This window comes from Ruegeria sp. AM7 (genome assembly GCF_056535965.1).
Genome location: NZ_JBQFJE010000003.1, coordinates 3,281,698 through 3,295,318 on the forward strand (window position 1 = coordinate 3,281,698; position 13,621 = coordinate 3,295,318).

12 protein-coding genes are annotated in these 13,621 nt (G+C 58.6%); 7 read left to right on the forward strand and 5 right to left on the reverse strand.

The window, feature by feature from the left end; all coding sequences use genetic code 11:
* Nucleotides 1-27: 27 nt before the first annotated feature.
* From ACR3EG_RS20310 to ACR3EG_RS20325, 4 genes are read left to right on the forward strand one after another with little or no spacing between them, the layout of a single operon-like run.
* Entirely contained in the window at nucleotides 28-1,545 is a 1,518-nt protein-coding gene (locus ACR3EG_RS20310) for an ABC transporter ATP-binding protein (protein WP_480497954.1), read from the forward strand.
* Nucleotides 1,545-2,615 (forward strand): ABC transporter permease, encoded by a 1,071-nt coding sequence (locus tag ACR3EG_RS20315; protein WP_480497998.1) that lies wholly within the window; start codon nucleotides 1,545-1,547, stop codon nucleotides 2,613-2,615. Before ACR3EG_RS20310 ends, ACR3EG_RS20315 begins: the two co-directional genes overlap by 1 nt.
* A complete protein-coding gene (locus ACR3EG_RS20320) occupies nucleotides 2,615-3,556 on the forward strand; it encodes an ABC transporter permease (RefSeq protein WP_480497997.1) in 942 nt (313 codons plus the stop codon). Before ACR3EG_RS20315 ends, ACR3EG_RS20320 begins: the two co-directional genes overlap by 1 nt.
* A 2-nt stretch (nucleotides 3,557-3,558) precedes the next feature.
* Nucleotides 3,559-4,845 carry an amidohydrolase family protein gene (locus ACR3EG_RS20325; RefSeq protein WP_480497952.1) on the forward strand — a complete coding sequence of 429 codons (1,287 nt, stop codon included), beginning with the start codon at nucleotides 3,559-3,561 and terminating at the stop codon, nucleotides 4,843-4,845.
* Nucleotides 4,846-4,848: 3 nt separating this feature from the next.
* On the opposite strand, the gene ACR3EG_RS20330 is transcribed toward ACR3EG_RS20325, so the two are convergent.
* Genes ACR3EG_RS20330 through ACR3EG_RS20350 form a run of 5 tightly spaced genes read right to left on the reverse strand, consistent with a single transcriptional unit; the run spans nucleotide 4,849 to nucleotide 9,055 of the window.
* On the reverse strand, nucleotides 4,849-5,139 hold the full coding sequence (locus tag ACR3EG_RS20330) for a hypothetical protein (RefSeq protein ID WP_480497950.1): 291 nt from the start codon (nucleotides 5,137-5,139) through the stop codon (nucleotides 4,849-4,851).
* On the reverse strand, nucleotides 5,129-6,175 hold the full coding sequence (locus tag ACR3EG_RS20335) for a hypothetical protein (RefSeq protein WP_480497949.1): 1,047 nt from the start codon (nucleotides 6,173-6,175) through the stop codon (nucleotides 5,129-5,131). The genes ACR3EG_RS20330 and ACR3EG_RS20335 overlap by 11 nt, the downstream gene beginning before the upstream one ends.
* Complete coding sequence (locus tag ACR3EG_RS20340) at nucleotides 6,172-6,582, reverse strand: DUF4383 domain-containing protein (RefSeq protein ID WP_170755307.1); 411 nt, start codon at nucleotides 6,580-6,582, stop codon at nucleotides 6,172-6,174. The genes ACR3EG_RS20335 and ACR3EG_RS20340 overlap by 4 nt, the downstream gene beginning before the upstream one ends.
* On the reverse strand, nucleotides 6,579-8,066 hold the full coding sequence (locus tag ACR3EG_RS20345) for an FAD-binding oxidoreductase (RefSeq protein WP_480497947.1): 1,488 nt from the start codon (nucleotides 8,064-8,066) through the stop codon (nucleotides 6,579-6,581). The genes ACR3EG_RS20340 and ACR3EG_RS20345 overlap by 4 nt, the downstream gene beginning before the upstream one ends.
* The gene (locus ACR3EG_RS20350; protein WP_480497945.1) at nucleotides 8,063-9,055 is read right to left on the reverse strand and encodes an alpha/beta fold hydrolase; all 993 of its coding nucleotides are present in this window, start codon (nucleotides 9,053-9,055) and stop codon (nucleotides 8,063-8,065) included. The genes ACR3EG_RS20345 and ACR3EG_RS20350 overlap by 4 nt, the downstream gene beginning before the upstream one ends.
* A 138-nt stretch (nucleotides 9,056-9,193) precedes the next feature.
* Between ACR3EG_RS20350 and ACR3EG_RS20355 the strand changes: the two genes are divergently transcribed.
* The 3 genes from ACR3EG_RS20355 to ACR3EG_RS20365 all read left to right on the forward strand — a co-directional run bounded on the left by ACR3EG_RS20355 (nucleotide 9,194) and on the right by ACR3EG_RS20365 (nucleotide 13,618).
* A complete protein-coding gene (locus ACR3EG_RS20355; RefSeq protein ID WP_480497943.1) occupies nucleotides 9,194-10,171 on the forward strand; it encodes an alpha/beta hydrolase in 978 nt (325 codons plus the stop codon).
* A 173-nt stretch (nucleotides 10,172-10,344) separates the two neighbouring features.
* Nucleotides 10,345-11,925, forward strand: a complete 1,581-nt coding sequence (locus ACR3EG_RS20360) for an ABC transporter substrate-binding protein (protein ID WP_480497941.1) — start codon at nucleotides 10,345-10,347, stop codon at nucleotides 11,923-11,925.
* Between the two features lie 127 nt (nucleotides 11,926-12,052).
* Nucleotides 12,053-13,618 carry an ABC transporter substrate-binding protein gene (locus tag ACR3EG_RS20365; protein ID WP_480497939.1) on the forward strand — a complete coding sequence of 522 codons (1,566 nt, stop codon included), beginning with the start codon at nucleotides 12,053-12,055 and terminating at the stop codon, nucleotides 13,616-13,618.
* The last annotated feature ends 3 nt before the right edge of the window (nucleotides 13,619-13,621 follow it).

Sequence of the window (13,621 nt, forward strand, 5' to 3'; positions counted from 1 at the left end):
GGTCTGTGATACCGGCCCATTTTCCAAATGACCAAATCCACAGTTCTGAAACTCAACGGGTTGAGCAAGCATTTCGGCCCGGTCATCGCCAATGACAACGTCCACCTGAGCCTGAACAAGGGTGAGGTTCTGGCATTGCTGGGCGAAAACGGCGCGGGCAAGACCACGCTGATGAATATGCTGTTTGGGCATTATTTGCCCGATTCAGGCTCTATTGACGTGGCGGATGAGGCCGGGCATCTGCACCCCTTGCCGCTCGGCCATCCGCAGGTGGCACTGGCTTCGGGCGTGGGAATGGTGCATCAGCATTTCACGCTGGCCGAGAATATTTCGGCTTTGGACAACATTACACTTGGGTCCGAGCCCTTGTTTGCCTTGCGCCGCAACCGGCGCGAAGCCCGCCGCAAGATCGAGGCGATCATGGCGCAAAGCGGCCTGACCGCGCCCCTGGACACGCCGGTCGGGCGTTTGTCAGTGGGTGAGCGTCAGCGTGTCGAGATTCTCAAAGCCCTCTACCGCGACGCGCGCATGCTGGTTCTGGACGAACCGACTGCCGTTCTGACCCCGCAAGAGGCCGACACGCTGTTCCAGAACATTCGACAGATGACGGACGAGGGGCTGTCAGTCATTTTCATCAGTCACAAACTGCGCGAGGTTTTGTCTTTCTCTGATCGTATTGCTGTGCTGCGCCACGGGAAGAAGGTCGGCGAGATGTTGACTGCGGATGCCGACGAGAAATCGATCGCACGCATGATGGTTGGCGCCGACACGCCCGAGCTGGCCGGGTCCGAACTGACACCGGGTGATCCCGTGCTGACCATGTCCGACGTTTCGGTTCCGGGGCGGTCCAAACGGGACACATTGACCGGGGTGAACCTGACTGTTCGTGCGCATGAAATTCTTGGGATTGCCGGTGTATCGGGCAACGGGCAAAGCGGTCTGGCCAACGTCATTGCGGGTCTGACACGGCCAGAACAGGGTCTAATTTGGGTGGATGGAGTCGAAATCACCTCTCCGACCCCCGCCAAAATGGTGGGTGCAGGCGTTGGCCGGGTTCCCGAAGATCGGCATCACGAGGGGATCGTAGGAGCCATGAGCGTGGCCGAAAACATGGTGATAGAGCGGTTAAACGACCCCGAGGTTCAGTCCTACGGTTTGTTGCTGCGGGAAGATATCCAAGACAACGCAGAGAGGCTGTCTAAAGCCTATGACGTGCGCGGACCGGGTGTTGATGCGCCAGCGCGGTTGTTGTCGGGGGGCAATATCCAAAAGCTTATTCTGGCGCGTGTGTTCGACCGCTCCCCTCGCCTTATTCTGGCAAACCAACCGACACGTGGTTTGGACATGGGCGCGGCGGCAGAGGTCGGCAAACGTTTGCTGAACGCACGGGCGCGTGGCGCTGGCGTGGTCCTGATTTCCGAGGACCTTGATGAATTGCTAAGCCTAGCGGACCGCATCGTTGTGATCCGTGACGGCGAATTGCATGAAGCCCCCGGTCGCGACCGCGAGCAGATCGGACTGATGATGGCAGGAGAACCGGCATGATCCGCATCGAACCGCGCCAAACCCAGTCGCGGGCTTTCACTCTGGGTGTGCCCATCCTGTCCGCTGTGATCGCGCTGGGCTTTGCCGCCATTCCCCTGCTGGCTGCAGGCGCAAATCCGATCACTGCGTACGCCGAGATGTTTCGTGGCGTCTTTGGGTCGGTCTTTGCCTTCTCTGAGGTGCTGACGCGGGCGACACCGTTGATCTTTACCGGCCTCGCCGCCGCGTTGGCCTTTCGCGCAAAGCTGTGGAACATCGGGGCCGAGGGACAGCTTTATCTGGGCGCTATGGCCGCCGTGGCTATTGGATCTGGGGTGCTGGATATCTCTGGCATCCTTCTGTTACCGCTGATCGTTCTTATGGGCGCGGCGGCGGGGGCGGCGGGGATGGTTGCCCCCACTTATTTGAAAACCCGCTTTGGCGCGGATGAGGTGGTCACGACGCTGTTGCTGAACTTCATTATCCTGATCTTCGTTCAGATGATGCTGGAAGGGCCATTGAAAGATCCGATGGGATTGGGTTGGCCGCAATCTGCTCCGGTTTTGGATCAGGGAATGCTGCCTCCGTTGTTGGACCGGATGCGCGTTCATTCGGGACTTATTTTGGCTCTAATACTTGCCGGATTGGCACAATTCATGTTGGCGCGATCTGTATGGGGCTTCCGACTGCGCGCAGTCGGAGAGAACGCCGCCGCCGCGCGTCACGCGGGGATCAACGTGAACCGGTCGCTGTTTGGTGTGGCCATTCTGTCGGGTGGTCTGGCCGGGCTCGCGGGTGTCAGTGAGGTCGCGGGCCTGAAAGGATACCTGACTGCTGATCTGTCGCCGGGCTTTGGCTACACGGGCATTGTCGTCGCCATGCTGGCGGGGCTTTCGCCGGTGGGGGTTGTGATAGCTGCGCTGTTTATCGCCTCAGTCTTCGTTGGCGCCGACAGTATGAGCAGGGCCATGGGTGTCTCGTCGTTCCTGGCGGATCTGGTTGTGTCGATGTCGTTGCTTTGCGTTCTGGTCGGCGGGTTCGTGGCGCGGTATCGCATCGTCCGGGCCAGCACCACGAGGGCTGCGTCATGATGGATATCCTTAACATCCTGCTGTCCGAAAGCTTTTGGGCCGCGTCCTTGCGCATCGCCACGCCTCTGATCTTTGGCGTGCTGGGCGCGCTGATCTGCGAACGCGCGGGCGTGCTGAACCTTGGGATCGAAGGCATCTTTGTCGTCGGCGCCATGTGCGGCTGGATGGCCGTCTGGCTGGGTGCTGGCCTGTGGGGCGGTGTTTTGGTCGCCGCGCTGGCCGGAGGGATATTCGGCTTGCTGCACGCGATCCTGACGGTGCCTTTGGGGCTGTCGCAACACGTCTCGGGGCTGGGGATCACATTATTTGCAACCTCGGCCAGCTATTACACCTATCGCACGGCGCTGCCGAACGTTTCATCGCCGCCAAGGATCGAGCCGTTTCAGCCGCTAGACGTGCCGGTATTGTCCGAATTGCCCTTTTTAGGCTCTGTTTTGTTCCAGCAAACGGCGCTGACATGGCTTGCGCTGCTGCTGGTTGCGGTGGTCTGGTACGTGCTGAACCGCACCGCGCTGGGCGTGGCCATCAAGGCCGTGGGGGACAACCCCGACAGCGTCGATGCGCAGGGCCTTTCGGTCTATGGGCTGCGGATCGGTGCCATCGTCGTGGGTTCGGCCCTGATGGCGCTGGGCGGAGCATTCCTGACCATGAGCGCCTTTGACGCTTTCTTTTTCGGTATGGTCAACGGGCGCGGCTGGGTTTGTATTGCGCTGGTCATTTTCGCCAGTTGGAGGCCGGGCAAGGCGCTGCTGGGCGCGCTGCTATTCGGTGCGTTCGACGCGCTACAGGTACGCTTGCAAACCGAGGTTGGTGCGTTGGTCCCCGGTCAGGTCTTCCTGATGGTACCCTATGTCCTGTCGATCATCGCCCTTGTGATCGCCGCGCGCTCGGCCGATTATCCACGAGCATTGCTTACCCCATGGTTTAAAGGTCAACGCTGATTATGGTCGATCTGCTTATCAAAAACGCCACCCTGACGGACGGTCAGACCGGCATGGATATCGCCTGCCAGGGCGGCAAGATCACGGCGGTCGAGGCCGGGATCACCGCCGACGCCGCCGAGGTGATCTACGCCCAGGGTCAGCTGGTCTCACCCCCTTTTGTCGATCCGCATTTCCACATGGATGCGACCCTATCACTGGGCAATCCACGCATGAATGTCTCGGGCACGCTGCTTGAGGGGATCGCGCTGTGGGGCGAGTTAAAGCCGTTGCAATCGGTTGATGACATCGTCGCCCGCGCGTTGCGCTATTGCGAGCTTGCCGTAGCCAAGGGCATCGGCGCGATCCGCAGCCACGTGGATACTTGCGATGATGAACTGAAGGGCGTTCAGGCGCTGTTGCAGGTACGCGAGCAGGTGAAAGACTATTTGGACCTGCAACTGGTGGCCTTCCCGCAGGATGGTGTGCTACGCGACCCGACCGCGATGCAGAACACACTCCGCGCGCTGGATATGGGCGTCGATGTGGTGGGCGGTATCCCGCATTTCGAAAGGACCATGTCGGATGGGGCGGAATCCGTTCGACTGCTGTGTGAAATCGCGGCTGAACGCGGCTTGATGGTCGATATGCACTGTGATGAGAGCGACGATCCCCATAGCCGCCATATCGAGACGCTAGCCCATGAAACCCAGCGACTGGGGCTGAATGGCCGGGTGGCGGGGTCGCATCTGACGTCGATGCACTCGATGGACAATTACTACGTTTCGAAACTGATCCCGCTGATGGTCGAGGCCGGGGTGCATGCGATCCCGAACCCTCTGATCAACATCATGCTGCAAGGTCGCCATGACAGTTATCCCAAGCGACGGGGCCAGACCCGCGTACGAGAGTTGCGCGATGCGGGGATCACGGTCGGGTTTGGCTCTGACTGTGTGATGGATCCGTGGTATTCGCTGGGCAAGGCTGACATGCTGGACGTGGCCTTTATGGGGTTGCATGTGGGGCAGCTATCCAGCCGTGCAGACATGACATGGTGTTTCGAAGCGGTAACCATGAATTCCGCCCGCATCATGGGGTTGGACGGATACGGTGTGGCCAAAGGCTGTGATGCGAATTTCGTGCTGTTGCAAGCGGCAGATCCGATCGAGGCGATCCGCCTGCGCGCGCACCGGCTGGCTGTGGTGCGCAAGGGGCGGGTGATCTCGCGCTCGGCCCCGGTGACGCACGATCTGAGCCTGCCGTCCCGAAAAAGAACGCTGGACGAGGCTCGTGTTCCATTTGAAGGATAGTTATCAAACCTTCGGCAGCGGCAAACATCCCGGCAGGCCCGCCGGCAGAACCAGCCGGGCTCCGCTGGCGTAGAGCGATTTGGCAAAGCCCGTAGCCTCCGAGGTTACTGTGACGCTTAACCGCGAGGCCGTCAGCACCGCTGTGTCGTCAGGAAGATTCCGAAGTAACCCGTCCTGCGGTAGCACCACAACATAGGCCGGCGCTTCGTCCGTCAGCAGGGCAACGATTACAAGCGTCGTTATCCAGCCCAGCACCACCAAGGGCAATGTGGTCAGGATCGATTTAATAGTCATGTATGTGTTCCAGCGTCAGACCCGAGTTCTCTAGCTGGCGCAGGGTTTCGAGAAGAGCCGGAACCTTTGCCACGATCAGATGCCGATAATCCCCATATCCCTGACGAGGGGTACTGAATACGGAACCCGCTGTGGTTGGTTGATCCGAAATAGCGGTGAACATTATGTCGTCATTGCCCGCGATCTCGACCACTTCCAGCCCGTCGCGGGCCATCTGAGCCAACAGATTGGTCAGGGTACGGTAGCGGGGGGTTTCAACTTCAGTCCCTTCTGGTCGAATGGCGATAACCTTAACATCCGTATAGCCAGTGATGTCCTCATCTGCGGCCAGGATCATTCGCAGGGTCAGTTCATCGGTGCCCACCTGCGCCACGGCTTGTTCAATTACGCCAGCATAGGCGTCTTTAGCCGTATACTCCAACCCCAGCGCAATGGCCCGTTCGCTGTCACGCAAAGATCCGGTGGATTGTTCCAACAGGGCTTGTGCGTCTTCGGCAAATGGCCATTTGTACCACGGAACCTGTTGCAGAAATTCTGCATATGCAGAGGCTTGTCGCGCAGAAAGATCGTCAAGTGGCGCACGATCAGGTTCGCGCAGTGCGGCAAACAGGCGGCCCACCGTTTCTTCATAGGCAGCTTTCATGGCCAATTCGGTGGTAAAGCTGGTGCCGATAACGTAGACCATCTGTTTGGTGGGCCAATCAATCTCACCATGGGCCGAGGCGTTTTCAGTCAGGGCACAGAGCGATGTCCAGAACCCGGTGATCCCCTGCCAGAAGCCGTAATCATGCGGGTCTCCCGTGCTGATAACCTTGGCATAGTCATCATAGGCATGAACGATATGCCATTCGGGATAGGTCATTAGCGTCCGCGTTTCCGGGCGGTGATGTTCCGGAGGCAGAAGCGAAGCGTATGATTGCGGCTGTGCGGTGCCTTTGCAGCTTGTTTCGACATAGATGATGGGTGCGGCCAGTACGATCACGACCACAACAACGAGCAGAACCAGGCGCCGAAGCCAGCGCAGAAGAAACCTCACGATGATCTCCTTGCGTCACGCAGTCCGGCCCAGGCGGCGATGCCGCCCAATGCCAGATGCGGAAGATTGGCAAATATACGCCCCAGCGACAGGTCCATCCCGGCCGAAGGATTGGTGAAGATGCCCATGTCCAGATAGCCGTAACCGGTAAAAAAGCCGAAGACGCCATCGCCTAGATAGGCCAGCCCGAACAGGATCAGGAACGTGCGCGCCGCTTTGTGCGACATGAGCCCTGCGATCAAAGCCCACAATGCCGAGGCCACGTGTAGCGCGTCGTCATAGATATCCAGCGCGAAAATACCGAAGGCCAGCCCGTTTTCATCGGTCAGGCCGGGCACATAGTTCAACGACGCCGCAATCATCAGCGCGACGAAATAAACGATACATAGCTTTTGAAGGTTCGTCATACTTGCCCCAGATAGCTGTCCCAAAGGTTGTTTCGCAGCACCAGTTGCGGGTCTAGCGTACGTTTGACCCGCGCGAATTCTGCTGCGCGCGGATAAGCGGCTGTAAATTGATCCAGCGTGGCATGCGGGCGGTAGGGCAGGTAGTATGCCCCTCCGATTTCGACAATCCGGTCAATCAGGGCGCGAGTCATGCGGGCCATGTCAGCCTCGCCCCGCTGCGTCATTTCCTGGCTGAAAGACATCACAGCGGCGATCCGGGGTTCCGAGGCAAACGAGAGCACTGCCTGATCATCCTGTGCAACATAGCGCAGTGTGACATTCAGGAATTCCTGGTACGAGGCCGGTATCACTTCGCGGCAGGCAGTCAGGAAATCATCAAAGGCGTCGAAGCCCACGAAGTATTCGTGCAGGATATCCGTGCGATCCGGGTTGCGGTCATCCAGCGTGACGACGGGTTCGTTGATCAACGAGTTCCGTGTCGCCTCGCCGCCGCCCAGGGCCGGGCCCAGCTTGGTTTCGTTCCACCAACGGAAGGTCTTGAACGCCTCGCTGCCCAGTTGCGCCCGATAAAGGCGGCTGGCTGCGTGTGACATCCAGCCCGATCCCGCCGCAGGGGGCAGGTCCGACTGATCATCGGTTTCGCGATAGGTGATCAGCAGGGCGCGTTCGAAGAACGTCTCACGTTCAACATTCAGGCGACCATAGGCCATCGTGACAGCTGGATCTTCGACAGCCGCTTTGAAGCTGTCGGCAAAAGCGGTCGCCTCCATCACGTCAAAAGACGGTGTCAGTCGGGTATTCGGGACCATCTCGACCTCAAGGTCCACGATTAAGCCGATCAGCCCGTAGCCACCCATGCCGAGGTTGAACAGATCGGCGTTTTCGGTGGGTGAACAGGTGATAAGCTCTCCGGATGGCAACACCATGCGCAATGATCGCACCGTAGACCCCATAGGACCGAAGGGCACCGGCCATCCGTGTGCATTGACCGAATAGGTCGCAGCAACGCCGAAATCATGGTTTGACTGCATGACCTTTGGCGAAAATCCTGTAGGGTCCAGCGCCGAGATCACCTGAGACCACCGCGCGCCCGCATGCGCCAGATAGGTCTGCGCGGTACTGTCCATCTGAACAGAGCCATTATCGAAAGTCAGCGCCGTGCCGTTGCGCGGAATGGCCTGACCGCCCATCGAGTGTCGGGCCGCGCCCACGTTGACCGGCCGCCCATCTGCCTGCGCCCGCGTCAACTCATTGCGGATTGCGGCCACAAGCGCGTCACCGGCATCCTCGGTCATGACCAGATGTTTGTGGATCGGGGTCGGTGACAGGCCGCTGGCATCGTTCATGATCTTCGCGTCTTGGGGCGCAAAGGTGCGGTGCGTTCCGTCATAACTTGGCAAATCGGCACCAAGCCAGCGCGACAGGCCCCAACCGGCCACCCCTCCGGCGGCAAACAAGGCGGCTCTTCTGGTGAATGTGCTCATGAATCGGCCTCGTCAGGTCGTGCGTTTGAAAAGGTTTGCAATATCTCGATCAGCGCGGCCTGAAACGCCTGTGGGTCTTCAAGCTGAGGGATATGTCCCACGCCCGGAAGTGCCTTGTACTGCGCATCGGGGATCAAGGTCAGCAATTCCTGGGCCTGTTCCAAAGGCGTCACGGTATCTTCAATACCCCAAATCAGACCGACCGGCAGTTGCAACGCCTGCCAGTTTTCGGCTCGGGTGCTGAGCGCGTTTTGGGGCGGAACCAGCAGCTGGGGTAACCAGTCTGCCACCGCGTCAGTATATCCGATGCGGGCCATGGGTTCTTGCAAGAGCGCAGTGACATCATCTGTCGCTGCGGACTTGATGTGCAGGAAGCTGCGCAGGAACGCTTTGGTCAAAATCGGGTTCGACACCGTGGCCGAGGCGATAAACGGGCGCACAGCGTCGCTTTGCAGGTAAATCGGGGTCTCGGTGGGTGGATCATGCCTGTTAAGGGCCATCGCTCCGTTCACTACAACAAGACCCGAGACCAGATCAGGGCGGCGCATCACGGCTTCGACAACAGGGCCTGCCCCGATGGAATGCGCGACGGCTATTGGCTGGTTGTCCAATGCCTCAAGCAGGGCGATCACACGATCGGCTTGTTTGGGGCGGCTGTAATCGCTGTCCTCAGGGTGTTGCGACCATCCAAACGGGGGCATATCAAACGCGATTGCGTGAAAGCCTGCGTCCGCGACGGAATCGAGCGTAGGAAGCCACAGGCCGGACCAGGCCGCCGTACCGTGCGCAAACAAGACCGGAACGCCGGTGTCAGGGCCACGTTCAAGCACAAAAACGGCACCTTCGGCTGTCTCGATCAATTGGCCGCCCAATGGCAGTTCTTGCCCAAAAGCGATGGTTTCGCGGTTACTTGCAATCAGGCGCAGCCCGATCAGAACCATCGCCACAAGGACCAAACCCGTAAAAACAAATCTAAAAAACACACGCATTGAATTTATAGTTGGGCGCTTGAAGTTTTTAATGCAACCGCGGAAAACCTTACCATTCCAAAGCGTGTGATTTTGGCAAAAGCTGACAGATCTCCGGCGGCTTGCTAGGGTAGTTTTACTTTTGATCGGAGTTTTTACATGCTTTTCATAACCAACAGATTCCCGACCCAAAGCATTCGTACCCGACGCGGGCGTCGGTTCACCTTTGACCTCAACAATAATGCGCCGTCCAATTCGGTGTTCTATTGCGAAAAGGGTGAAGACGAACACCATACCGAAATCACAAGTGCCGAATTGTTGCGGCGGGTGCGTGACAGCGATTGCCGCCAGATTCTGCTATACCTGCATGGGTTCAACAACCTGCCTGACGATGTCTTTCGCACCACAGCCGAGCTGCAACGCCTGTGTGATTTGGCCGATCCGGGCGAAGTGATGGTGCTGCCACTGATCTGGCCCAGCGATAACGAGCATGGGATCGTTCAGAAATACTGGGATGACCAGAAATCCGCAGACCAAAGCGGGTATTCCTTTGCGCGCGTGTTAGAGCGGTTTCTGGAATGGCGCAACAGCGCCGAGAATGAACCTGACGTGGCCCCGTGTCTAAAGCGGATCAACCTGCTGGCGCATTCAATGGGCAACCGCGTGTTGAGGCAAACGCTGATCGAATGGGACCGCTATGATCTGGCCTCGGGCGTGCCGCTATTGTTTCGTAACACGTTTATGGTTGCGGCTGATGTGGTGAATGAAACGGTGCACGAAGACGAACCGGGAGTTCTGGTCAGCCATGCGTCGCGCAATGTGGTGGTTTATTTCGCGTCAGATGATCTGGCGCTGCGGGCCAGTAAGGCGGCGAACCTCAAGAACAAAGTGGCCTCGCGGCGGTTGGGGCACACAGGCCCCGAAAACATCGACCGAACGCCACGCAACGTGTTTCAGGTCGATTGCGATGACGTCAACACGCGCTATGATAACCCGACAGGTCACAATTATTTTGGGCCGGTCACGCCGGGCGGTGAGCCCGGACAGGTGTTCAAGCATATCTTTGACTGTATTCAATCCGGACGTGTCTTCCCCCATGAGGAATATCGCAGGTCCGTTATTCTGCCTTCACCCTAGACGATGAATAGACCCTAATAAGGTCTATGGATGAATTTCGTGGCTATCTATCCGTTTTGATCACAATCTGGTGTTGCAACTGTGAAAATGATCTGGATGATCAGGACCACCAAGGCCACGGAATTGGCCTGCCGCTTGGAATGGCGGCGCTAACAATAAACGGGGAGATCAAAATGATCCTGAGAAACTTGATGTTGGCTGCCAGCGCCACCGCGCTGATGGCCACGGGTGCTTCGGCTGAAACCCTGCGCTGGGCGCGCGCTGGTGACGCGCTGACGCTGGACCCGCATTCGCAGAATGAAGGTCCGTCGCACACCATTCGGCACCAGATGTACGAGCCGCTGATCATCCGCGACGTAACCGGCGCGTTTGAACCTGCACTGGCGACCGAGTGGGGCCCAAAGGCCGATGATCCGAATGTCTGGGTCTTTAAGCTGCGCGAAGGTGTGAAGTTCCATGACGGCGCGGATTTCAATGCCGAAGACGTGGTGTTCAGCTTTGAGCGCGCCAAGCAGCCGAATTCCGACATGAAAGAGCTGATCGGCTCGATCACCGAAGTGCGCGCCGTTGACGATTATACCGTCGAGATCGTCACCGATGGTCCGAACCCGATCCTGCCGTCGAACCTGACCAACCTGTTCATTCTGGACAAAGGCTGGGCCGAGGCCAATGACACCGTCAACGTGCAGGATTTTGAGGGTGGCGAGATCACCTATGCCACCACCAATGCCAACGGCACGGGGCCGTATAAACTGCAAAGCCGCGAGCCTGATGTGAAAACCGTGATGGTGCGCAATGATGATTATTGGGGCATCGAACAGTTCCCGATGGAAGTGACCGAGATCATCTATACCCCGATCCAGAACGCTGCGACGCGTGTGGCAGCGATGCTGTCGGGCGAGGTGAACTTCCTTCAGGATATGCCCGTGCAGGATATCGAGCGCGTCAACGGTGCCGATGGCCTGATGGTCAAGCAAGCGCCGCAGAACCGTGTGATCTTCTTTGGTATGAACCAGGGCGCAGATGACATCGAAGCGGACAACGTGGACGGCAAGAACCCTCTGGCCGATGTGCGTGTGCGTCAGGCCATGTCGATGGCGATCAACCGTGATGCGATCAAACAGGTCGTGATGCGCGGCCAGTCGCAGCCTGCGGGCATGATCGCACCTCCCTTCGTGAACGGTTGGACCGCTGACATGGACGGCGAATCTTCGACCGATCTGGAAAAAGCCAAGGCCCTGATGGCCGAGGCAGGTTATGGCGACGGATTCTCGCTGCGGCTGGACTGCCCCAATGACCGCTACATCAATGACGAAGCGATCTGTCAGGCGGCCGTCGGTATGCTGGGTCAGATCGGCGTGACTGTGAATCTGGACGCCAAGCCCAAGGCACAGCATTTCCCGCTGATCACCGACAGCAAGACCGACTTCTACATGCTGGGTTGGGGTGTGCCGACATATGACTCGGAATACATCTTCAACTTCCTGGTCCATGGTCGCGAGGACGACATCGGCACGTGGAACGGCACCGGCTATCAGGACGATGCGCTGGATGCGAAGATCAAGTCGCTGGCCTCGAACACCGATCTGGACGCGCGGAACGCCGACATCGCCGACATCTGGCGCGTGGTGCAGGACGAAGCGCTGTACATCCCGATCCACCACCAGGTTCTGAACTGGGGTATGGCTGATGGCGTGGGCATCGAAGTGGATGCGGAAGACCAGCCGAAGGTCAAATACTTCACCATGAACTAAATCGGTTCGATTGCGAACAAGGCAGGGCGCGATTTTCGCGCCCTGTTTTTTGTTTCGACCTGAGATTTCCTTGCGCAGGCGAAAAAAACCAAGAAAACTTGAACGCAGAGAACAGGGAGAGATAAAAATGATCCTTAGAAACAGTGCCGTTGGCCTGGCCCTGCTGGTTGCGACCAGCGTTCAGGCGGCTGAGTTCAAATGGGCCTCGACCACCGACCCGCAGACCATGGACCCGCACGCCGTCAACTCGGCCCCGGTTCTGGGTTTTCTCAACAATGTCTACGAAGGGCTGGTGCGCCGCGGCAAAGACATGACGGTCGAACCCGCGCTGGCCGTAAGCTGGGAGCCGATCGGAGAGGGTGAAGGCTGGCGATTCAAGCTGCGTGAGGGTGTGACCTTTCACGACGGCAGCACCTTCGATGCGCAAGACGTGCTGTTTAGCTATCAGCGGGCCTCAGGCGAGTCGGCGGATACGCGCAGCTGGTTTGCGCCGGTCAGTGAGGTGATCGTAGTCGATGACTATACGGTCGATATCATGACCTCAGCGCCGAACCCGCTGTTCCCGTCCTCGATCGCCAACTGGATGATCATGGATCAGGGCTGGACCGAGGCGAATGACGCCGTGGTGCCTGACAAGGAGACCGGCAACTACGCCACGGTCAATGCCAATGGCACCGGTGCATTCAAGGTGACGGCCCGCGAACCGGGGCTTAAGACCGTGTTAGAACCGCATGGCGACTGGTGGGGCGAGGTTGAACACAACATTACTCGCGCCGAGTTCAACCCGATCCAGAACCCGGCGACTGCCGTTGCGGCGCTGCTGTCGGGTGATGTGGACATGATCAACCCTGTCCCGATCCAAGACGTTGCACGCCTGAAGGAAAACGCCGATGTGGACGTCATTCAGGGGATCGAGGCGCGTGTAATCATGCTGGGTTTCGATCATGAGGCAGAAACGCTGAAATACACCGATGACGCGGGCAAACCGAACCCGTTCCGCGATGCGCGGGTCCGTCAGGCGGTTGCACAGGCGATCAATGTGGATGCAATTCTGGCCACGATCATGCGCGGCAATGCTGAGGCCGCCTCGCAACTGGTCAGCCCGGCTATGAGCGGCTATTCCGCCGCCAATGCAGACCGCCCCGCCTTTGATGTCGAAGGCGCCAAGGCGCTGCTGGCCGAGGCGGGTTATGGTGATGGGTTCTCGTTCGGGCTGAAGTGCCCCAATGACCGCTATCTGAATGACGAACCGGTCTGTCAGGCCGTCGTCACCATGCTGGCGCAGATTGGGGTCACGGCGGAACTGGATGCTATGCCCGTCCGCAACTACTGGCCAGAGCTGCGCGAGGATAACTACGACATGTATATGCTGGGCTGGAGCCCCGGCACATTCGACGCCGAACATCCCGTTCGCTTTCTGGTCGCCACGCCCAACGAGGAAAAGAAGCTGGGCAGCTGGAATTTCGGCGGATACTCGAACGAACGGGTGGATGAACTGTTGCCGATGATCCAATCCGAGCTGGACGCGACGAAGCGTCAGGCCATGCTGGATGAGGTGACGGCCATCTATCAGGACGATCATGTCTATGTGCCGATGTATGTGCAGCCTCTGGTCTGGGGGACCGGCAGCAATATCGACCTGACACAACGCCCGGATAACTTCTTCATCCTGCGTTGGGTCACGGTGAACTGACCG

What these genes read in the sequence shown, in the direction of transcription:
- ACR3EG_RS20310 (WP_480497954.1), top strand. Translation starts at nt 28, where the DNA reads ATGACCAAATCCACAGTTCTGAAACTCAACGGGTTGAGCAAGCATTTC.
- ACR3EG_RS20320 (WP_480497997.1), top strand. Translation starts at nt 2,615, where the DNA reads ATGGATATCCTTAACATCCTGCTGTCCGAAAGCTTTTGGGCCGCGTCC.
- ACR3EG_RS20325 (WP_480497952.1), top strand. Translation starts at nt 3,559, where the DNA reads ATGGTCGATCTGCTTATCAAAAACGCCACCCTGACGGACGGTCAGACC.
- ACR3EG_RS20330 (WP_480497950.1), bottom strand. Translation starts at nt 5,139, where the DNA reads ATGACTATTAAATCGATCCTGACCACATTGCCCTTGGTGGTGCTGGGC.
- ACR3EG_RS20340 (WP_170755307.1), bottom strand. Translation starts at nt 6,582, where the DNA reads ATGACGAACCTTCAAAAGCTATGTATCGTTTATTTCGTCGCGCTGATG.
- ACR3EG_RS20345 (WP_480497947.1), bottom strand. Translation starts at nt 8,066, where the DNA reads ATGAGCACATTCACCAGAAGAGCCGCCTTGTTTGCCGCCGGAGGGGTG.
- ACR3EG_RS20350 (WP_480497945.1), bottom strand. Translation starts at nt 9,055, where the DNA reads ATGCGTGTGTTTTTTAGATTTGTTTTTACGGGTTTGGTCCTTGTGGCG.
- ACR3EG_RS20355 (WP_480497943.1), top strand. Translation starts at nt 9,194, where the DNA reads ATGCTTTTCATAACCAACAGATTCCCGACCCAAAGCATTCGTACCCGA.
- ACR3EG_RS20360 (WP_480497941.1), top strand. Translation starts at nt 10,345, where the DNA reads ATGATCCTGAGAAACTTGATGTTGGCTGCCAGCGCCACCGCGCTGATG.
- ACR3EG_RS20365 (WP_480497939.1), top strand. Translation starts at nt 12,053, where the DNA reads ATGATCCTTAGAAACAGTGCCGTTGGCCTGGCCCTGCTGGTTGCGACC.